General features: G+C 36.6%; 29 protein-coding genes. 2 read left to right on the plus strand and 27 right to left on the minus strand.

The genetic code is table 11. The features are described 5' to 3' along the window. The coding region (locus tag SLH52_RS20375; RefSeq protein ID WP_320211071.1) for a hypothetical protein at positions 1-200 on the minus strand (200 nt) is incomplete at its 3' end. A gap of 193 nt (positions 201-393) precedes the next feature. Then, positions 394-621, minus strand: a complete 228-nt coding sequence (locus SLH52_RS20380; protein WP_320211072.1) for a hypothetical protein — start codon at positions 619-621, stop codon at positions 394-396. Positions 622-908: 287 nt separating this feature from the next. Between SLH52_RS20380 and pdaB the strand changes: the two genes are divergently transcribed. Then, the gene (pdaB, locus tag SLH52_RS20385) at positions 909-1,670 is read left to right on the plus strand and encodes a polysaccharide deacetylase family sporulation protein PdaB (RefSeq protein WP_320211073.1); all 762 of its coding nucleotides are present in this window, start codon (positions 909-911) and stop codon (positions 1,668-1,670) included. An 85-nt stretch (positions 1,671-1,755) separates the two neighbouring features. Here pdaB and SLH52_RS20390 read toward each other — a convergent pair whose 3' ends face one another. Continuing rightward, positions 1,756-2,352: a KinB-signaling pathway activation protein gene (locus SLH52_RS20390; RefSeq protein ID WP_320211074.1), complete on the minus strand. Its 597-nt coding sequence runs from the start codon at positions 2,350-2,352 to the stop codon at positions 1,756-1,758. Between the two features lie 145 nt (positions 2,353-2,497). On the opposite strand from SLH52_RS20390, the gene gerD reads away from it, so the two are divergent. Continuing rightward, positions 2,498-3,127 (plus strand): spore germination lipoprotein GerD, encoded by a 630-nt coding sequence (gene gerD / locus SLH52_RS20395; RefSeq protein ID WP_320211075.1) that lies wholly within the window; start codon positions 2,498-2,500, stop codon positions 3,125-3,127. Between the two features lie 113 nt (positions 3,128-3,240). On the opposite strand, the gene SLH52_RS20400 is transcribed toward gerD, so the two are convergent. The 24 genes from SLH52_RS20400 to rplF all read right to left on the minus strand — a co-directional run bounded on the left by SLH52_RS20400 (position 3,241) and on the right by rplF (position 18,991). Beyond that, the gene (locus SLH52_RS20400) at positions 3,241-4,296 is read right to left on the minus strand and encodes a P-loop NTPase (RefSeq protein WP_320211076.1); all 1,056 of its coding nucleotides are present in this window, start codon (positions 4,294-4,296) and stop codon (positions 3,241-3,243) included. 99 nt (positions 4,297-4,395) lie between these two features. Beyond that, the gene (gene cwlD, locus SLH52_RS20405) at positions 4,396-5,109 is read right to left on the minus strand and encodes an N-acetylmuramoyl-L-alanine amidase CwlD (RefSeq protein ID WP_320211077.1); all 714 of its coding nucleotides are present in this window, start codon (positions 5,107-5,109) and stop codon (positions 4,396-4,398) included. A 158-nt stretch (positions 5,110-5,267) separates the two neighbouring features. Next, on the minus strand, positions 5,268-5,711 hold the full coding sequence (locus SLH52_RS20410) for a YbaK family protein (protein ID WP_320211078.1): 444 nt from the start codon (positions 5,709-5,711) through the stop codon (positions 5,268-5,270). Between the two features lie 750 nt (positions 5,712-6,461). Then, a complete protein-coding gene (gene rpsI / locus SLH52_RS20415) occupies positions 6,462-6,854 on the minus strand; it encodes a 30S ribosomal protein S9 (protein WP_320211079.1) in 393 nt (130 codons plus the stop codon). A 21-nt stretch (positions 6,855-6,875) separates the two neighbouring features. Beyond that, complete coding sequence (gene rplM / locus SLH52_RS20420; RefSeq protein WP_214483825.1) at positions 6,876-7,313, minus strand: 50S ribosomal protein L13; 438 nt, start codon at positions 7,311-7,313, stop codon at positions 6,876-6,878. A 148-nt stretch (positions 7,314-7,461) separates the two neighbouring features. Further along, positions 7,462-8,211, minus strand: coding sequence for a tRNA pseudouridine(38-40) synthase TruA (truA, locus tag SLH52_RS20425; protein WP_320211080.1), 750 nt, complete (start codon positions 8,209-8,211; stop codon positions 7,462-7,464). 19 nt (positions 8,212-8,230) lie between these two features. Beyond that, on the minus strand, positions 8,231-9,028 hold the full coding sequence (locus SLH52_RS20430) for an energy-coupling factor transporter transmembrane component T (protein WP_320211081.1): 798 nt from the start codon (positions 9,026-9,028) through the stop codon (positions 8,231-8,233). Continuing rightward, positions 9,018-9,893 (minus strand): energy-coupling factor ABC transporter ATP-binding protein, encoded by an 876-nt coding sequence (locus tag SLH52_RS20435; protein WP_320211082.1) that lies wholly within the window; start codon positions 9,891-9,893, stop codon positions 9,018-9,020. Before SLH52_RS20435 ends, SLH52_RS20430 begins: the two co-directional genes overlap by 11 nt. Further along, on the minus strand, positions 9,869-10,708 hold the full coding sequence (locus tag SLH52_RS20440; RefSeq protein ID WP_214483829.1) for an energy-coupling factor ABC transporter ATP-binding protein: 840 nt from the start codon (positions 10,706-10,708) through the stop codon (positions 9,869-9,871). Before SLH52_RS20440 ends, SLH52_RS20435 begins: the two co-directional genes overlap by 25 nt. Before the next feature lie 351 nt (positions 10,709-11,059). Next, positions 11,060-11,422 carry a 50S ribosomal protein L17 gene (rplQ, locus tag SLH52_RS20445; protein WP_214483830.1) on the minus strand — a complete coding sequence of 121 codons (363 nt, stop codon included), beginning with the start codon at positions 11,420-11,422 and terminating at the stop codon, positions 11,060-11,062. 75 nt (positions 11,423-11,497) lie between these two features. Next, entirely contained in the window at positions 11,498-12,442 is a 945-nt protein-coding gene (locus tag SLH52_RS20450; RefSeq protein WP_320211083.1) for a DNA-directed RNA polymerase subunit alpha, read from the minus strand. A gap of 194 nt (positions 12,443-12,636) precedes the next feature. Then, positions 12,637-13,026 (minus strand): 30S ribosomal protein S11, encoded by a 390-nt coding sequence (rpsK, locus tag SLH52_RS20455; protein ID WP_214483831.1) that lies wholly within the window; start codon positions 13,024-13,026, stop codon positions 12,637-12,639. Between the two features lie 19 nt (positions 13,027-13,045). Then, the gene (gene rpsM / locus SLH52_RS20460; protein ID WP_214483832.1) at positions 13,046-13,411 is read right to left on the minus strand and encodes a 30S ribosomal protein S13; all 366 of its coding nucleotides are present in this window, start codon (positions 13,409-13,411) and stop codon (positions 13,046-13,048) included. A 21-nt stretch (positions 13,412-13,432) separates the two neighbouring features. Further along, positions 13,433-13,546 (minus strand): 50S ribosomal protein L36, encoded by a 114-nt coding sequence (gene rpmJ, locus SLH52_RS20465; protein WP_017473641.1) that lies wholly within the window; start codon positions 13,544-13,546, stop codon positions 13,433-13,435. A gap of 33 nt (positions 13,547-13,579) precedes the next feature. Next, entirely contained in the window at positions 13,580-13,798 is a 219-nt protein-coding gene (gene infA, locus SLH52_RS20470; protein WP_003348578.1) for a translation initiation factor IF-1, read from the minus strand. Next, positions 13,776-14,111 carry a KOW domain-containing RNA-binding protein gene (locus SLH52_RS20475; protein ID WP_214483833.1) on the minus strand — a complete coding sequence of 112 codons (336 nt, stop codon included), beginning with the start codon at positions 14,109-14,111 and terminating at the stop codon, positions 13,776-13,778. Before SLH52_RS20475 ends, infA begins: the two co-directional genes overlap by 23 nt. Positions 14,112-14,127: 16 nt before the next feature. Next, on the minus strand, positions 14,128-14,874 hold the full coding sequence (map, locus tag SLH52_RS20480) for a type I methionyl aminopeptidase (RefSeq protein WP_320211084.1): 747 nt from the start codon (positions 14,872-14,874) through the stop codon (positions 14,128-14,130). Continuing rightward, positions 14,871-15,524 carry an adenylate kinase gene (locus SLH52_RS20485; protein WP_320211085.1) on the minus strand — a complete coding sequence of 218 codons (654 nt, stop codon included), beginning with the start codon at positions 15,522-15,524 and terminating at the stop codon, positions 14,871-14,873. Before SLH52_RS20485 ends, map begins: the two co-directional genes overlap by 4 nt. Positions 15,525-15,573: 49 nt before the next feature. Then, positions 15,574-16,869: a preprotein translocase subunit SecY gene (gene secY / locus SLH52_RS20490; protein WP_214483835.1), complete on the minus strand. Its 1,296-nt coding sequence runs from the start codon at positions 16,867-16,869 to the stop codon at positions 15,574-15,576. Further along, entirely contained in the window at positions 16,869-17,309 is a 441-nt protein-coding gene (gene rplO / locus SLH52_RS20495) for a 50S ribosomal protein L15 (protein WP_214483836.1), read from the minus strand. The genes secY and rplO overlap by 1 nt, the downstream gene beginning before the upstream one ends. Before the next feature lie 31 nt (positions 17,310-17,340). After that, positions 17,341-17,523, minus strand: a complete 183-nt coding sequence (rpmD, locus tag SLH52_RS20500; RefSeq protein WP_214483837.1) for a 50S ribosomal protein L30 — start codon at positions 17,521-17,523, stop codon at positions 17,341-17,343. 13 nt (positions 17,524-17,536) lie between these two features. After that, positions 17,537-18,037, minus strand: coding sequence for a 30S ribosomal protein S5 (rpsE, locus tag SLH52_RS20505; RefSeq protein WP_214483838.1), 501 nt, complete (start codon positions 18,035-18,037; stop codon positions 17,537-17,539). Between the two features lie 20 nt (positions 18,038-18,057). Next, positions 18,058-18,420: a 50S ribosomal protein L18 gene (rplR, locus tag SLH52_RS20510; RefSeq protein ID WP_214483839.1), complete on the minus strand. Its 363-nt coding sequence runs from the start codon at positions 18,418-18,420 to the stop codon at positions 18,058-18,060. A gap of 34 nt (positions 18,421-18,454) precedes the next feature. Then, a complete protein-coding gene (gene rplF / locus SLH52_RS20515; RefSeq protein ID WP_214483840.1) occupies positions 18,455-18,991 on the minus strand; it encodes a 50S ribosomal protein L6 in 537 nt (178 codons plus the stop codon). Positions 18,992-19,011 lie beyond the last annotated feature (20 nt).

A 19,011-nucleotide genomic window follows, 5' to 3' on the forward strand; every position in this document is an offset into this window, starting at 1 on the left:
GCCGCCAGCGTTCGTCCTGAGCCAGGATCAAACTCTCCAATAAAGTTTGATTGCTCATTTGTTTTAAAAAAATTAACGTTGACGCTTTTGTTTTGTTTAGTTTTCAAAGAACATTTTTTGTTGCTGCCGCTCAGAAGCGACTTTATTAATTTAACATTTTTGCTTGTTGATGTCAACACTTTTTTAAAATGTTTTTTCATGCTTTCATCTGTGTTATCGCGTTGTTTATCAGCGACGTTTATTAATATATCACCCTAACACTATGAAGTCAACATGTTTTTTGCTTTTTTAAAAGAACAAAATTCCACAACAATATTTGAATAATAAACACTGGCTATGAAAGCTATATATTTATATTCCAAAAGACCTTCAATGCTTTTATAACATCACTTATCATTCTGAAAAATATGCTTTTTTTGAGCGAATATATCGATTACATTCTGATGGTGTTGCAACCTTTCTAAATAGTTGAAACAATATTTGATATCTTTCTTCCATCGCACGCTTAACTACATAGTCAATTCGAGAATCTTGAAAATCAAGTAGTAATTCTTCTAACTCTCTTTTTATTAAATATTCAATTTCTTTTATTTCCTTTTTTGTTACTAAAAGTCCAAGCATAATGTCACCTCACTATTAGTTATTCTAGTTATTTCCACTGTGAAACAGTTTTATGAAATTTTTTCTTTACTAGTCAGTCTTTTATCATATCTTCTAATAGGGAGCATAGTATGTAGACAAGTAATTGTATAAGATAGGCTATTTTCGTAAACTTTGTTGTTTTTAGATAGTGTCATCGTTTTCTAGCAAAAAGGATGATACGCACCTTAATAGGTTTCATATTTATTTCTTAATACGAAAAACAACAATGAATGCGAACCAGCTGTATGAGAAAAGGAGGGGGTTATGTGAATTTCTTTTTCGTTGTAAATGGGAAAAAGGGAAAACAAGCACTAATAATTATTGCTGCTGCTTTATTTACAGCTATTTTTCTTTATCTTGAGGACGCGCTAAATAATACAGTTTTTTCGACTGAAGATGGTCCTAGAGCTATTTATAAAGGAGATGAACGAGGGGAGAAAATAGCTTTAACATTTGATGTCAATTGGGGTGACGAGCATATATTAAACATCCTAGAGGTATTAAAAAAAGAAAAAGTGAATGCAACTTTTTTCATTCTAGCAGATTGGGCTGAACGACATCCTGAAGTCGTAACTCAAATTGCAGACGACGGACATGAAATAGGTAGCAAAGGATATAGTTATAAAGATTATTCAGAGCTGGAAGCTAGTGAGATTAAAACCGATATTTTAAAATCTAGGGACGTATTTAAGGTATTACAAGTAAAAGCTGCCCCGCTACTACGACCACCTACTGGGAATATAAATGAAGAAGTGATTACTACTGCATCCGAAGTTGGATACACTGTTGTACATTGGAGCATAGATTCACAAGATTGGCTACGGCCTGGTACTAAAGAAATAACTAAAAATGTTACAAAAAACCTTAATGGCGGAGACATTATTTTACTTCACGCATCTGACTCTGCCAGTCAAACGGCTGAGGCACTTCCATCAATTATTCAATTTATAAAAAAGAAAGGATACAAAAATGTTACAGTGACTGAACTTATTACAAACACAGATACAAAAAGCGGAGAAATTAAGTGAAATGATGGGAATAAGAAATTCCTCTCTATTTGGAAGTAAAAAATGAGTGGATTAAACCTCCACTCATTTTGTTTGAAATCAATTTTTAGCTGTTAGTTAATTTCGGTAATATTAGTAGCTGGTACATGTTACATAGCAATAGAGGAAATAACATCAAATATAACCAACTATCATCATTTGCTTGAACTGCTGGTATTAACTCTATGATTGTTACGACTATCATAAAAAACATAGCCGGGACAAATGCCTGTTTATTTGTTTGTTGCTTTTTTAACAATGCAACTACAATGCCTACAACAGCAATAATTAAAGCTACTACGATATACGAGAATATTGAATCTCCCTCATCTGCAAACAATTTATATCGAAAATATATAAGATCGAATAACACAAATACAATTAATACAATTTGTACTGCATTCCATAACTTAACCGATCGAAAGATCCCTAAGCCAAACCGATGGATCGTTAAATAAGCAAAAAATCCCATTTGACTAATAACACTAAATATAAGGCCTACACCAACAAACCAAATAAATGCCAATACAATATCCATAAATTCAAATGAAGAGAATAGCTCTTTGTATTCACTCCACTTTACAATAAATCCTATAATACCTGCACTAAATCCGCCAACAGCTAAGGTCGACATAAACAAACGAACCCAATTTCGACTATTCACAGCAAGACTCCTCCATTACACATTCTCCTACTGATTGTACCAATCGACTGCTGAAAATACCACATTTTCAGCATTAACAACGTATAATTTTTTGTATATAAACTATCCTAAAGTATAGGACAACCCTGAAAGGAGTTAGTGAGCAATGAAAACAAACGTGTTGCTCCTATTTATCATAGTCACAATTTTAACGGCTAGTGGGTGTGGACAGCAGGAACAAGCACAAGAATTGGATTATGAACAATCTAAGAAAATGATTGTTGATATTTTAAAGACTGATGAAGGAAAAAAGGCGATTCAAGACATTATGTCTGAGGACGGCATGAAGCAACAATTAATTATGGACCAAACAATTGTTACAGCTGCAATTGAAAAATCACTTACTTCTAAAGAAGCTACTGAATTTTGGAAAGAAAGTCTATCAGATCCTGAATTTGCAGAAAGCTTTGCAAAGGGCCTGCAAGAAGAACAAGAAAAATTAATAAAGGAATTAATGAAAGATCCTGAATACCAAGGAATGATGCTAGAACTATTTCAAAATCCAGAGATGGAAGAGCAAACTTTAACTGTGCTCAAAGGTAAAGAATATCGGACTCATCTACAGAAGGTAATAACAGAAACGATAGAAAGCCCCTTATTTAAAGTTAAAATTCAAGAAATTCTATTAAAAGGTGCGGAGGAATTACAAAGCGGTGAAAAAAGTAGTGATGAAGAACAAAGCGCCGATAATGAAGAAGGTGGAGGTGATTCTGGAGGTAATGGAGAAGGAGGGTAACCTCTTACAAGTGTTTGAAAGCAGCAAATAAAAAGGGTCTACCTCACAATTTTTAAAAATGCTCACAAAAAATTGTAGGTCTGACCCTCTGTCTAATAAGAATTTACGACCATTTATACTATCGATGTAACCCTTTCAGCCATGTTCATATAAATTTTACCTAGTTGATGATCTTCAGCATAAATAGAAGGTGCAAAATCATCATCATCCCAATCAGGTTGCTGCAACGGAAGTTGTCCTAGCAGCTCTGTTTGTAGCTCCTTCGCTAATTTCGTGCCACCGCCATTCCCAAAGACATATTCCTTTTCCCCCGTCAGCTTGCTTTCAAAATAAGACATATTTTCAATGACACCAATAACTTCATGCTCAGTGCGCAGAGCCATAGCACCAGCACGAGCAGCTACAAAAGCGGCAGTAGGATGTGGTGTTGTCACAATAATTTCTTTACAAGAAGGTAGCATAGCATGGACATCTAACGCAACATCCCCTGTTCCAGGAGGTAAATCTAACAATAGATAATCCAACTCGCCCCATTCAACCTCTTGAAAAAAGCTATTAAGCATCTTTCCTAACATTGGGCCTCTCCAAATAATAGGTGCATTATCTTCGACAAAGAATCCCATTGAAACCACTTTTACTCCTAATCTTTCAACAGGAATAATTTTCTCGCCTCTAACAACTGGCCTCTTCGTAATACCCATCATGTCTGGTACACTAAATCCATATATGTCAGCATCAACTAAGCCAACTTTTTTCCCTAGTCGTGCTAAAGATACAGCTAAATTAACAGAAACAGTTGATTTTCCAACCCCACCTTTACCACTTGCAATCGCAATAAACTTTGTGTTGCTACCTGATGATAATGGTGAATCACTACCTGCCTCAGAGGGTGGTGGGCTTTCCGACTTAGCAGTTTTATCCTGCGGTAATTCTGAAAAACGGAGCCCAACAGACTTAGCACCGGCATCCTTTAATACTTGTACGATATGTCCTTGTATTTGCAACTGCTCAGATGTACCAATTTTTGATAATGCAATTTTTACACTTACATGCCCTTTCTCTTCTTTAATATTTATGTCTTGGATTGCACCAGTCTCTTCAAAAGTTTTATGTAAAAATGGATCTTTTAATTGACGTAATAGCTCAACTACTTGATCTTTCGTTATCAATTATTACACCGTCCTTTTTGTGTATTCGTTTTCATACGTTCAACTGTTAGTATACCATAATTACATATGACGGCTAAAAGAATTCACAATAATTAACTATTACTCAGGAGCCTTCCCCTCATTAGAAAAATATCTAATAATCCCTTTATATATGGAAAACGCTAATGTTTCTTGATATGTGTCATCAGATAATAAATTCCTTTCTGCACTATTCGATAAAAATCCTACTTCGACTAAGGAACCAGGTATATTTGCATTTTTCAATAAGTACACACCACTAATTGCCTTAGCTTTTCTCGTAGTATTGTCTAGAGTTGTTCGAAATTCATCTTGTATAAACCTTGCGATTTCCTTATTTTCAATATAATTGGGGTTGTAAAACGTTTGTGCCCCCCTATATTTTGATGAAGGTATCGCATTTAAGTGAACACTGATAAATAAGTCACCTTGCGACTCATTAACTATTTCTGCTCTTTTTTTCAAATCCTCAGTTTTCCTTTTGCTATAGCCTTTTGTACCGCTAGATGCGAGGTCGTGATCATCTTCACGAGTCAAAATAACGAGCGCACCCTGTTCCTGAAGAAAATCCTTCAATAAGATAGTAACCTTTAAAGCTACATCTTTCTCAAGCACATCACCACCAACTGCTCCTCCGTCAGGACCACCGTGGCCAGGGTCTAAAATAATTATCTTACCAGATAGAGGTAAATTCCATGATTTCCATGAAGCATTTTCTGTAAACTGGTATTGAACGATTATTAGTAGGATAATAAAACCTATTAAGTATCCAGCAAATTTCAGTTTTTTCTTCACTTTGTCTCTTCCTCCCACTTTTTCCTTGTAAACACTATATGGGACAAGAGGCAAAAATAGACCACCTAGCTTTATGCCTATCGTTAATAATGCTAGATGAGCAGTGAAGAAAATGATCAACTTAAATTTTTCATGTTATAGACACTTATCACCGTTTGCTAATGTAATTTCATTCGATACCGTTTTTCCCCTTTATAAAAACCTTCATTAAACCAATAGTCAACAAAGTGTTCGCATGTGTAATACATTGATTCATTCATTAGACTAAAATCATCAACATTCCCCCAATATATAACGTAATCATACAAAGTATTAATTAAATACTTTTCTTCTGTTATACACCTTAGCTTTACCTTTTCTAAAGGTTCACCAAAATAACCAAATCGACTATAGCTTGCTCCCAACAAATATGATTCTACAGCGATGTCAATACACCCATCCTCAATAGCACTAATCGCCACAACTCCTAACTCGTAAAAATCATTAAAAGTTTGCTCAACTTGTTTTTTTATAATTTCAAGAGATAACTCTCTTAGCATTTTCCGTTCGTAAATGACTTGCTTTTCCTTCTGCTTCGCAGCAAAAGTTGTAATAACATTCATTTCTTATTCAACCCCTTTTGAAGGTAGTTTACACTTCTCTAAAAGCTTCATACGTTACTGTCTTTACCAATTGAGAAAAGGTGAGGACATCTCATTATCCCTTATAACTTGCTCCCATGTAGCATGCACTGCTGATCGTCTTCAGCCAGTCCTCGGGCCAAGAATAGATGCTCCTTATATCTTTATATCAGTACGAAAGGCTTTTTCGTAAACTTTGTTGTTTTTTTCACTTACATTTAAGTAACTAATGTGTTTAATATGATTTTTATGTTTTTATCGTATTTAGTGAAGAAAAGTTGCCACGAACGTTAAGTGTATACGTGCTTATACCTTTGAATGAAAAGCAACAATAAACCGAAAACAGCTATAAGAAAAGAATATCCATCTGGCTGACATCGACATGCGTTAGATAGTGTTTTTTGTCTTAACGAAAAGTGGTGGAGTGATTTCGTGGGGACAAGCGTGGAACTGCAAATTCTCAATATATTGTGAGTCTATTCATCTGAACACTCATTAGTCATAACAATTAGTGAGTCAGTTTATAAAAATTGTTTAACAAAAAGTTTATTTATCATAAACTTTGTTCCTATTGTCAAACGCTAGTAATGATTTTTTTTACAGAAGAAAAAGGTGTCATCAACTCTAGTAGTGTATGTATTACTTAATTCAAAAAACAACAATTAATAAGAAAACAGTCAACAAAAAAACCCCCAACCAAATTGGTTGAGAGTCTTTGAAACGTAAATAAAATTAACGTTTTGAGAACTGTGGTGCACGACGAGCGCCTTTAAGACCGTATTTTTTACGTTCTTTCATACGAGCATCACGAGTTAATAAACCAGCACGCTTTAATGTTGGGCGATATTCTGGATCTGCTTGTAGTAAAGCACGTGCGATACCGTGACGAATTGCACCAGCTTGACCAGTATATCCACCGCCATGAACGTTAACTAAAACGTCATAAGCACCTGTAGTTTCAGTTGCTTCAAGTGGTTGTTTTACAACTTCTCTTAATGCTGCAAATGGAATATAGTTTTCAATATCACGATCGTTGATCACGATACGTCCGTCACCAGGAACTAAACGTACACGAGCAACAGAGCTTTTACGACGGCCTGTGCCATAATATTGTACCTGTGCCAAATTAATACCCTCCTAAAAATATTATCCGCGAAGTTCGTAAACTTCAGGTTGTTGAGCTTGATGTGGATGTTCGTTACCAGCATATACATGTAACTTTTTAAACATTTGACGACCTAATGAACCTTTTGGTAACATACCACGAATTGCGCCTTCTAGCATTCTTTCTGGGTAGTTCGTACGCATTTCAAGCGCAGTTCTTACTTTTAATCCGCCTGGATGTTGACTATGACGGTAATATAGTTTGTCAGTTAATTTCTTACCTGTAAGTTCAATTTTCTCTGCATTGATGATGATTACATGATCACCAGTATCAACATGTGGTGTATAAGTTGGTTTATGTTTACCACGTAAAATCGATGCAATTTCGCTTGCAAGACGACCTAAAGTCTTTCCTTCAGCATCAACCACGTACCATTTACGTTGTACTTCTGCTGGCTTTGCCATAAAAGTTGTACGCATGATTTTCCCTCCTAAATAAAAAAATCCATGATTGGTTACATATATTATTCAACACGATTTTTCCGGGGCTAATCGTGGTTTTAAAATACATACCATATGATATAATAAATCTTTATGAGTCTATTGTCAAGAAAATGTTACACCAGGTTTAGTTGTCATAATTCACTTGCCATAAATACAATCCATGAGATGGCGCAGTTTGCCCCGCTAGCATCCGATTCTTTTGTTCTAAAATAGTTTTTATTTCCTGAGGCTTTATTTTTCCTTGACCCACTTTTAATAAAGTACCGACAAGAATTCTTACCATATTATATAAAAATCCTGACCCATTGAAGTGCAAAATCAACTCGTCGTTTTCTTCATACAAATCTATATAATAAATCGTTCGAACTTTATCTTCTTTTGCAGTTTTAGCAGAGCAAAAGCTTGTAAAATCATGAGTACCAATGAAATATTCTTTCGCCATTTTCATAGCTGAAATATCAAGGGGATATGGATAATGATATACGTACTTTCTAGTGAATACATCATATTGTTTTGACCTTAGTATTTTATACCGATATTCCTTTGAAGTTACATCATAACGCGCATGAAATGTTGGGTCTACCTGAATGACTTCCTTAATCACAATGTCATCAGGGACGATCGAATTTAATGCAGCGGGCCACCTGTTCGCAGGGATATCTAATGGTGAGTCGAAATGGATGACCTGTCCATAAGCATGAACACCCGAATCTGTTCTTCCTGAAGCATATATTGTAACATGATGTCCCTTATGAATTTTCATTAGGGCTTTCTCAAGGTAACCTTGCACGGTCCGCTGATTTGGGAGAGACTGAATTTGAAATCCATTAAATTGTGACCCATCATAGGCTATTGTACATTTTAAACGTTGCATGATTTTTCTACCTTCTCCATTAACTTCTTAGTAAAAATAACAAAACAGATACTAATAAAGGACTCATAATTACAATGGTATCTCTACTATGCCACTGCAATTGATGAAATTTCGTTCTACCGTCACCGCCACGATAACCTCTTGCCTCCATGGCTGTTGCTAAATCTTCAGCTCTCTTAAACGCGCTAATAAACAGAGGAATTAACAAAGGAACAATTGACTTTATTCGATCCTTTATTGGTCCACTTGTGAAATCTGCTCCTCTAGCTGTTTGGGCCTTAATTATTTTTTCTGTTTCTTGCATTAATGTCGGTATAAACCGAAGTGATATAGACATCATTAAAGCAATCTCATGAACAGGCAAACCAAACCGTTTGAATGGGTTTAATAGACTTTCCATCCCATCTGTAATTTCTATCGGTGTTGTCGTTAACGTAAGCATAGAAGTCATTAAAATCAAATTTAAAAAACGTAGGGAGATAAATACACCTTGCCTAATACCTTCTTCATAGATTTCAATCCATCCTAAACTAAATAATAGTGCACCTTCCTTAGTTACAAAAATATGTAATATGAAAGTAAAAATAATAATCCAAAATATAAGTTTTAGCCCTTTCAAAATAAACCGAATAGGTATTCGAGTTAGCAGCATCATACCTACTGTATATATACATAAAATCCCATATGTAAGTTCATTATTTGCTAAAAAAACAACTATGACATAAAGAAATATTAATGATAATTTCGAACGAGGGTCCAACTGATGGACAATTGATGAACCTGGTACATACCTACCTATTATAATTTTATCCATCATGCTGCTTCACCTTACCCATAATCAATTGTGCTTGTTCTAGTGCATCGTCGATCGTAAGGCATGTGGACGATAGCTGAATACCAAATTTGCTTTCTAATTTCATCTTAAACTTTAATGCTTCAGGAACATCTAACCCTAGTTTGACCAGTTCTTTTGGTTTAGAAAATATTTCTTCTGGTTTCCCCTTCATTCTAATCGTACCATTATCCATGACCACAATCTCATCAGCATACTTTGCTGCATCCTCCATGCTATGAGTTACCAATACCGTCGTTATCTTCTTCTTCTGATGTAGTTTATAGAACATATCCATTATCTCTGTACGCCCTCTAGGATCTAATCCAGCTGTTGGCTCATCTAACACAAGAACTTCTGGTTCCATTGCTAAAACTCCAGCAATTGCTACTCTTCTCATTTGACCACCACTTAAGTCAAAGGGTGATCTTTGCAAAAATTCACTTGGTAATCCAACTAACTCCAACGCTTCTAGTGCCTTCTTCTTCGCTTCTTTCTCAGATACACCAAAGTTAGTCGGACCAAAACATATATCTTTTTCTACTGTTTCCTCAAATAATTGATGTTCAGGAAATTGAAATACAATGCCCACTCTTTGTCTAAGCTTCTTTATCTTTTTATTCTTTTTCCCAGAGTCGATTGTCATTTCACCAACGGTTAAACTTCCTACTGTCGGTTTTAATAGACCATTTAAATGTTGTAAAAGAGTCGATTTTCCTGAACCAGTGTGTCCAATAATTGCTAGAAAAGTCCCAGAATTAATAGCTAAATTAATATCGTAAAGTGCTAACCGTTCAAGAGGGGTATGTTGATGATATTTATGTTCTACATTTTGTATTGTAATGTCCATAACTCATCCACCAATCCTTCATCTGTTAAATGATCAACTGTCAAAGGAATACCTGCTCGCCTCATTTTTTTACTAAGTCTAACGGAGAAAGGAAGATCAAGACCTATATTAACAAGCTCCTTCTCTAAAGCAAAAATATCTTCGGGTCGTCCCTCCGTGAAAATATTACCCTTATTCATAACCAATATACGATCAGCTTTACTTGCTTCATCCAAATCATGCGTGATTGAAATAACAGATATAACTTGCTCATCTTTAAGTTTTCTAATTGTTCTCAAGACTTCTTCTTTCCCTTTTGGATCAAGCATAGATGTCGCTTCATCTAGAATAATAATATCAGGCCTCACAGCTAACACACCAGCAATTGCAACTCTTTGCTTCTGTCCTCCGGAGAGATTATGTGGCTCTTGATCAACAAATGCTTCCATTTTCACTCTATTAATTGCTTCGTCAACTCGATCTACCATTTCCGAACGTTCTACACCATTATTTTCTAACCCAAAAGCTACATCATCAATGACAGTTGTACCAACAAATTGATTGTCTGGATTTTGGAACACCATACCAATTTTCTTACGAACATCCCAAATCGACTCATTTGTAAGTGTGATACCAGCCACTGATACCTCTCCAGACTCTGGTATTAACAACCCATTCAATATTCTCGCCAGTGTTGATTTTCCAGAACCATTATGGCCTACAATTGCTAACCATTCACCATTTTTAAGTGAAAATGAAATATCTTTTAACGCATAATGTGATTGGTCATTATAGCGAAAGGAAACACCTTTGACTGATAATAGTTCATTCCCCATATCCTTTCCTCCTCTATTATTCGACATATTTCCTAAGAAATAAAAAAGAGCTTTATTGCAACATTAGTTCTGATGGTAAGATGAGGAGACTTAAAGGAGATATGCACTGAGGGTGGACAGTTAGTTAAGCGTTGACTCTCGATTTACTCCAATCCGCCTGATAATTTTCTTGCCCCTTGTTGGCCCCTGCTATCATTATAAAGAGAAAATATGAAGCATCATAGTTTAGACATTTATTGATAGTATAAAAACAATAGCAAAAAAGGGCATAGATTCAGTCATTAAAACTGTCCTGCCCTCATTTACTCATACAAAGATGTTCAAAAATCTCCTTTTGAACATTCAGTAGTATTAAACTAATTCAATAATAACCATTGGTGCTCCGTCTCCACGACGTGGACCCATTTTCATAATACGAGTGTAACCACCTTGGCGTTCTTCATAACGTGGTGCAATATCGCCAAATAACTTTTGAAGAGCGTCGTCACCTGTTTCTTCATTCGCAACTTCATTACGAATAAATGCTGCAGCTTGACGGCGAGCATGTAAATCTCCACGCTTACCTAAAGTTATCATTTTATCTACAAGAGAACGTAATTCTTTTGCACGTGTCTCTGTTGTTTGAATGCGTTCATTGATAATTAAATCAGTAGTTAAATCACGTAGTAACGCTTTACGTTGAGCGCTTGTACGTCCTAATTTACGATATGACATGAGATGTCCCTCCTTTTTAGAGTGTTATCATAGCAGTAAGGAAAACATGAAAATGCCTAGTTAAGAGTCTCATAACTAGTCATCTTTTCGCAATCCCAACCCTAACTCATCAAGCTTTGCTTTAACCTCTTCTAAAGACTTTCGACCTAGGTTTCGTACTTTCATCATGTCTTCTTCGGTTTTATGAGCTAGTTCTTGTACAGTGTTAATACCTGCACGTTTTAAACAATTATAAGAACGAACTGAAAGATCTAATTCTTCAATTGTCATCTCAAGCACTTTTTCTTTTTGGTCTTCTTCTTTTTCAACCATGATTTCAGCATTTTGTGCTTCGTCAGTTAAACCAACAAAAATATTTAAGTGCTCAGTCAAAATTTTCGATCCAAGAGCAATAGCCTCTTTAGGACCTGTACTTCCATCTGCCCATACGTCAAATGTTAGTTTATCAAAATTTGACAACTGACCTACACGAGTGTTTTCAACTTGATATGAAACACGAGATACCGGTGTGAAAATCGAATCAATTGGAATCACCCCTATTGGTTGATCCTCACTTTTATTTGCATCAGCTGAAGTATATCCACGTCCACGTCTTGCGGTTAATCTCATACGCAAATGACCATCTTTTGCTAAAGTAGCGATATGAAGGTCAGGGTTAAGAATTTCCACATCACTATCATGTGTAATATCAGCAGCTGTTACTGCTCCTTCACCTTGTATATCAATTTCAAGCGTCTTGTCCTCGTCTGAATAAATTTTCAATCCGAGTTTCTTTACGTGTAAAATAATAGACGTTACATCTTCCACGACGCCTTCAATTGTTGAGAACTCATGCAGTACACCATCTATTTGAATAGATGTGACAGCTGCACCAGGTAGTGAGGATAATAGAATACGACGTAAGGAGTTACCCAAAGTTGTACCATATCCACGCTCAAGTGGCTCGATGACGAATTTACCGTATTTGGCATCATCGCTGATCTCAACCGTTTCGATTTTTGGTTTTTCAATTTCTATCATTACAAACCCTCCTTCAAAACGTCGAAACCCCGGCTAGACAATTTAATGTTAGTTTGTCTATGGATGTCTAACCGAAATTCCCCAATAATAAGTTCCCGAATGTGCACAACAACTAAAATAATTAATCTGTTTCGCAATAAAAATGATTTATCATAACCCATTATTGACATGAATTCAAAATCTATACAGAGAAATTATACACGGCGACGTTTTGGTGGACGACATCCGTTATGTGGAACAGGTGTAACATCCTTAATTGCAGTAACTTCAAGTCCTGCTGCTTGTAGTGCACGGATAGCAGCTTCACGTCCAGCTCCAGGTCCTTTTACAGTTACTTCAAGTGTTTTTAAACCATTTTCTATAGAAGTCTTGGCAGCCGTTTCTGCAGCCATTTGAGCAGCAAAAGGAGTAGATTTTTTAGAACCTTTGAAACCTAATGCACCGGCGCTAGACCAAGAAATCGCGTTACCATGAACGTCAGTGATCGTAACGATTGTATTATTAAACGTTGAACGAATATGTGCAATACCAGACTCAATATTCTTTTTCACACGACGTTTACGTGTATTTGTTTTACGTGCCATTTCTTAAGAACCTCCTTTACTATTTCTTCTTATTCGCTACAGTACGACGTGGACCTTTACGTGTACGAGCATTATTTTTAGAATTTTGTCCTCGAACTGGTAATCCACGACGATGACGAATTCCTCTATATGAACCGATTTCGATTAGACGTTTAATATTTAATGATACTTCACGACGAAGGTCACCCTCTACTTTATAGCCGTCGATGATATCACGGATTTTCCCTAATTCTTCTTCAGTTAAATCACGCACACGAGTATCTTCTGAAACTCCTGCATCAGCTAGAATTTTCTCTGCTTTTGTGCGTCCAATACCAAAAATATATGTTAATGATACTACAACACGTTTATCACGAGGAATATCTACACCAGCAATACGCGCCATTATACGTGCACCTCCTTATGCTTATCCTTGTTTTTGTTTATGTTTTGGATTTTCACAAATAACCATTACTTTTCCATTTCTGCGAATAACTTTACATTTTTCACAAATAGGTTTAACTGATGGTCTTACCTTCACTGTTCTAACCTCCTTGGTAATAACGGAGTTTAATTATTTAAAGCGGTACGTAATCCGTCCGCGAGTTAAATCATATGGTGATAATTCTACAGTAACTTTATCTCCTGGTAAGATTCGAATGAAATGCATACGAATTTTACCTGAAACATGTGCTAATACTGTATGTCCGTTTTCAAGTTCTACCTTAAACATTGCATTTGGTAATGTTTCTACGACAGTACCTTCAACTTCAATTACATCGTCTTTCGCCATCTAAAAGCTCTCCCTTCTTCAAATCAGTAACTTGCTCATTGACAAACTTTGTTAATGCATAGCGCAATTTCCCGTTTGTCACACGACCAGTTTCACTTATACTGTTCTGAACTTCCGGAGATACGTAATCAAAAAACTCAAGGTGTTGAATATTCTTCTTTTTTGGCCGATCATATTTTCGCTTTTCTCCATCCGCAAGTAAAACAAATCGCTCATCAACACTTTTTATAATTATTGCATACTGTCCAGCGTCTCTGCCTTGAGTGATTAAAACAAACTGACCTATGCGCGGACTCGAATCAGAATCGTTCAACTATTATCACCTTCACTTAGGCTTTTGTTAAAATTTCATAACCAGTCTCTGTAATAACAATCGTATGCTCAAAATGTGCACACATTTTACCATCAACAGTTACAACTGTCCAGTCATCTGCTAGCGTTTTTACATATCGACTACCTGCATTTATCATCGGCTCAATCGCCAATACCATCCCTGGTTTCAATCGCGGACCCTTATTTGGTGGGCCATAATGTGGTATTTGAGGATCTTCATGCAAATCTTGACCAACACCGTGGCCAACATACTCACGAACGACTGAGAAATTATTTTCTTCAGCATACGTTTGGATCGCATGAGAGATGTTTGATAACCTTACATGAGACTTAGCTTCTTTTAAACCCTCATATAATGAATTCTCAGTCACATCTAAGAGCCTCTGTGTTTCTTCAGTAATATTCCCAACTGGATATGTCCAAGCAGAATCACCGTGATATCCATTGTATTTAGCCCCAATGTCTATGCTGATGATGTCTCCATCTTTTAAGACACGATCACCAGGAATACCGTGAACTAACTCTTCGTTTACTGAAGCACATATACTCCCGCGAAAACCATTATACCCCTTAAATGATGGAATTGCATCATGTTTCCGAATAAACTCTTCAGCAATTGTATCCAATTGCTTAGTAGTAATACCAGGTTTAATATGTTTCTGTAATTCCTTGTGAGTCAAAGCAACGATACGGCCTGCTTCACGCATTATTTCTATCTCACGTGGGGTCTTACAAATAATCATTTAGATATGCCTCCAAGCAATTTATCTATATCTACAAATACTTTATCAATTGCTTGTTGTCCATCAATGTTTTGTAAATAACCTTTTTGCTTGTAGAAATTTAACAAAGGCTCTGACTGTTTAATGTTTACCTCTAGGCGAGTTTCTACAGTAGCCTCATTATCATCAGCACGTTGATATAATTCTCCTCCACACTTGTCGCAAACGCCCTCTTGTTGTGGTGGATTAAATACTAGATGATATGTGGAACCACAGTTCTTGCAAATTCTTCTACCTGTTAAACGATCTAATAGTATAGATTTATCAACATTTATATTGATAACAAAATCTATCGTACTGTTCATGACATGTAGCAATTGTTCTAACGCCTCTGCTTGAGCGACTGTTCGAGGGAAACCATCTAACAGAAAGCCATTTTTACAATCATTTTTACCTAATCTTTCACGAACAATACCTATTGTAACTTCATCAGGAACAAGTTTGCCCTCATCCATAAAAGCCTTTGCTTTTAAGCCTAATTCAGTTCCTTCACTTATAGCAGCACGGAACATATCTCCTGTTGATATGTGAGGAATATTATACTTGCTAACAATTTGCTCTGCCTGCGTACCTTTACCAGCACCAGGGAGCCCCATTAATACGAGATTCATATGTGTTCACCCTCATCTAACAATGAGGAAATGGGAGAACCCCAAAACCTCATGACTTAATAAATCCTTTGTAATGACGTTTTACAAGTTGGCTTTCAAGCTGTTTCATTGTCTCAAGTGCAACACCAACAACGATGAGCAAGCTTGTTCCACCAATTTGTACTGATTCCGGAAGACTGGTAAATTTAATAAAAATAATAGGAAGAACAGAAATTGCAGCTAAGAAAATAGAACCTACAAATGTAAGACGATATAGTATCCGAGTTACATATTCTTGCGTATTTATCCCTGGACGAATTCCAGGAATATACCCACCTTGTTTTTTAAGGTTTTCTGCCATTTGCTCAGGATTAACTTGAACAAACGTATAGAAATAGGTAAATGCAATAATTAATGCAACATATATTGTCATACCAACAGGTTCGGTATACCTGAATGTATTTTCAATCCACATAGTAACATCGTTTTGTCCAAAGAATGATGCAATTGTTGGTGGTGTAATAATAAACGATACTGCAAAGATAACAGGTATTACACCCGCAGCATTTACTTTTAAAGGTAAATGAGTAGATTGTCCTCCAACTGGACTACGACCCACTAAGCGTTTTGCATATTGAATTGGAATTTTTCGAAATGCTTGTTGGATGAAAATAACACCAACGACGATTGCAACGATCGCGAGTAGCAATAAAACTACCGTAACGATACGTAAGAATAGCTGTTCTCCAGCACCTTCAAATTGTGTTGCATATACTTGGTTAGCGATATTCGGAATGCCTGCCACAATCCCAGCAAAGATGAGAATGGAAATTCCATTACCAACACCGTGAGCTGTTATTTGTTCACCTAACCACATTAAAAAGGCAGTTCCAGCCGTCAATACTAATGCTATTAACAAATAAGTTGGAATGCCAGGGTTCTCAATTAATGCCCCGTTCGACATAGTGTTAAAGCCAATGGACATACCAATTGCTTGAATAAATCCAAGAACTATTGTGCCGTAGCGGGTAAACTGAGCTAATTTACGACGACCAACTTCACCTTGTTTTGACCACTCAGTAAACTTTGGAACAACATCCATTTGTAGTAATTGAATAATAATGGAAGCCGTGATATAAGGCATAATCCCCATTGCAAAGATGGAAAAGTTCTGTAATGCTCCTCCACCAAATGTATTCAATACTCCAAATAGATTGTTTTCGCCTGTAACCTGTAATACTTCAGCATTGATGTTCGGAACAGGAATAAACGTCCCTATTCTAAACACAACTAACATTAACAAGGTGAATATTATTTTCTTTCTTATATCACCAACGCGCATAAAATTGGAGATTGTTCGGAACATTAAATCACCTCAGTTTTACCGCCTGCAGCTTCAATTGCTTCTTTTGCAGCAGAAGAGAATTTGTGAGCTTTAACAGTAAGCTTTTTCTCAACTTTTCCTTTTGCAAGGACTTTCAAACCCGATTTAAGCTTACTTACTACACCTGTTTCGATTAATAATTCAGGTGTTACTTCCGTACCATCTTCAAAACGATTTAATGTTTCAAGATTAACGACCGCATACTCTTTTCGGTTAATGTTCGTAAAACCACGTTTAGGTAGTCGTTGGAACAAAGGTGTTTGACCACCCTCGAAGCCTGGACGTACGCCACCGCCAGAACGAGACTTTTGACCTTTTTGGCCTCTACCAGATGTTTTACCATTACCAGTAGCAATACCACGTCCTACACGATTACGAGTTTTACGAGACCCTTCAGCTGGTTTAAGTTCATGAAGTTTCATCAGGGCACCTCCTTATTTACTCATGTTAAAATTATTGTTCTTTTACCGTAACTAAATGTGCAACTTTGTTTACCATGCCGCGAATTGCAGCATTATCTTCATGTACGACCGTTTGATGCATTTTTTTCAAACCTAAAGTTTGAACAGTTACTTTTTGATCTTTAGAACGGCCAATAACACTTCTTGTGAGGGTGATAGCTAATTTCTTTGACATTTCATTTCCCCCCTTATCCTAACAATTCTTCAACTGATTTTCCACGCAACTTTGCAACGTCTTCAGCGCGCTTCATATCCTGAATACCACTAATTGTAGCACGAATCATGTTAATAGGTGTATTTGAACCTAAAGATTTTGATAGGATGTCATGTACACCAGCTAGCTCTAATACCGCACGTACAGGACCTCCAGCGATAACTCCAGTACCTTCAGAAGCAGGCTTTAACAAGATTTCTCCTGCGCCAAATCGTCCGATAACTTCATGTGGAATTGTTGTACCAACCATAGGTACAGTAACAAGATTTTTCTTAGCATCTTCTATAGCTTTACGAATAGCTTCTGGAACCTCTTGAGCTTTACCAGTTCCAAAACCAACGTGACCGTTTTTATCACCAACAACAACAAGTGCAGCAAAACGGAAACGACGTCCACCTTTCACTACCTTTGCTACGCGGTTTACGGTAACAACACGTTCTTCAAGTTCTAGTTTACTTGGATCAACACGGACCATCTGTATCCCTCCTTTGACAATTAAAATTCTAAGCCATTTTCACGAGCTGAATCAGCTAACGCTTTAATACGTCCATGGAATAGGTATCCTCCACGATCAAAAACCACTTCTTTAATACCTTTTTCTGACGCACGTTTAGCAACTAACTCGCCAACTTTTTGCGCTGCGTCAACATTACCTGTTGACTCAATGCTTAATTCTTTATCTAAAGTAGATGCACTTGCAAGTGTAACACCATTCACATCATCGATTACTTGCGCATATATGTGTTTGCTAGAACGAAACACATTCAAACGCGGGCGTACAGCTGTTCCTGAAATTTTCGCACGAACACGTCCGTGTCTTTTTTTACGAACTGCATTCTTATCAGGTTTTGTAATCATACTATGCCACTCCTTTCTTATACACTAGGCGGTATTACTTACCAGTCTTACCTTCCTTACGACGTACATATTCGCCTTCATAACGAATTCCTTTACCTTTATAAGGCTCTGGTGGACGTACATCACGAATGTTAGCAGCTAAAGCTCCAACACGTTCCTTATCAGTACCTTTAATAACAATTTTTGTATTCGCAGGCACATCTATTTCGATCCCTGCTTCAGGTTCGATTTCAACAGGATGTGAGTAACCTACATTTAGGATTAGCTTTTTACCTTGCTTTTGTGCACGGTAACCTACCCCGATCAATTCTAGTCCTCTTTCATACCCCTTAGAAACACCTTCAACCATATTAGCTAGTACGCTACGAGTCGTTCCATGTAATGAGCGGTGCTCTTTTGAATCAGATGGTCGAACAACTGTTACAGCGTTTTCTTCTATTGTTAATTCCATATCTGCATGGATTGTACGAGTTAATTCACCCTTCGGTCCTTTAACAATAACGTTTTTATTTTCCTCAGTTACCGTTACACCTGCAGGGATAACAATTGGTTTTTTACCAACGCGTGACATAAATTACACCTCCATTCTAA

It is taken from the genome of Cytobacillus sp. IB215665 (assembly GCF_033963835.1).
Lineage (GTDB): Bacteria > Bacillota > Bacilli > Bacillales > SM2101 > Nanhaiella.

Bases quoted from the DNA above. Each gene is read 5' to 3' on its own strand.
- rpsM (WP_214483832.1), bottom strand. From the start codon at position 13,411: ATGGCGCGTATTGCTGGTGTAGATATTCCTCGTGATAAACGTGTTGTA.
- secY (WP_214483835.1), bottom strand. From the start codon at position 16,869: ATGTTCCGAACAATCTCCAATTTTATGCGCGTTGGTGATATAAGAAAG.
- rplO (WP_214483836.1), bottom strand. From the start codon at position 17,309: ATGAAACTTCATGAACTTAAACCAGCTGAAGGGTCTCGTAAAACTCGT.
- rplM (WP_214483825.1), bottom strand. From the start codon at position 7,313: ATGCGTACAACTTTTATGGCAAAGCCAGCAGAAGTACAACGTAAATGG.
- rpsE (WP_214483838.1), bottom strand. From the start codon at position 18,037: ATGGTCCGTGTTGATCCAAGTAAACTAGAACTTGAAGAACGTGTTGTT.
- SLH52_RS20380 (WP_320211072.1), bottom strand. From the start codon at position 621: ATGCTTGGACTTTTAGTAACAAAAAAGGAAATAAAAGAAATTGAATAT.
- rplQ (WP_214483830.1), bottom strand. From the start codon at position 11,422: ATGTCATATCGTAAATTAGGACGTACAAGCGCTCAACGTAAAGCGTTA.
- rpsK (WP_214483831.1), bottom strand. From the start codon at position 13,026: ATGGCACGTAAAACAAATACACGTAAACGTCGTGTGAAAAAGAATATT.
- rpmD (WP_214483837.1), bottom strand. From the start codon at position 17,523: ATGTCAAAGAAATTAGCTATCACCCTCACAAGAAGTGTTATTGGCCGT.
- truA (WP_320211080.1), bottom strand. From the start codon at position 8,211: ATGCAACGTTTAAAATGTACAATAGCCTATGATGGGTCACAATTTAAT.
- SLH52_RS20410 (WP_320211078.1), bottom strand. From the start codon at position 5,711: ATGAATGTTATTACAACTTTTGCTGCGAAGCAGAAGGAAAAGCAAGTC.
- SLH52_RS20450 (WP_320211083.1), bottom strand. From the start codon at position 12,442: ATGATAGAAATTGAAAAACCAAAAATCGAAACGGTTGAGATCAGCGAT.
- SLH52_RS20440 (WP_214483829.1), bottom strand. From the start codon at position 10,708: ATGGGGAATGAACTATTATCAGTCAAAGGTGTTTCCTTTCGCTATAAT.
- infA (WP_003348578.1), bottom strand. From the start codon at position 13,798: ATGGCGAAAGACGATGTAATTGAAGTTGAAGGTACTGTCGTAGAAACA.
- SLH52_RS20485 (WP_320211085.1), bottom strand. From the start codon at position 15,524: ATGAATCTCGTATTAATGGGGCTCCCTGGTGCTGGTAAAGGTACGCAG.
- gerD (WP_320211075.1), top strand. From the start codon at position 2,498: ATGAAAACAAACGTGTTGCTCCTATTTATCATAGTCACAATTTTAACG.
- map (WP_320211084.1), bottom strand. From the start codon at position 14,874: ATGATTATTTGTAAGACCCCACGTGAGATAGAAATAATGCGTGAAGCA.
- SLH52_RS20435 (WP_320211082.1), bottom strand. From the start codon at position 9,893: ATGGACATTACAATACAAAATGTAGAACATAAATATCATCAACATACC.
- rplF (WP_214483840.1), bottom strand. From the start codon at position 18,991: ATGTCACGCGTTGGTAAAAAACCAATTGTTATCCCTGCAGGTGTAACG.
- rplR (WP_214483839.1), bottom strand. From the start codon at position 18,420: ATGATTACAAAACCTGATAAGAATGCAGTTCGTAAAAAAAGACACGGA.
- SLH52_RS20430 (WP_320211081.1), bottom strand. From the start codon at position 9,028: ATGATGGATAAAATTATAATAGGTAGGTATGTACCAGGTTCATCAATT.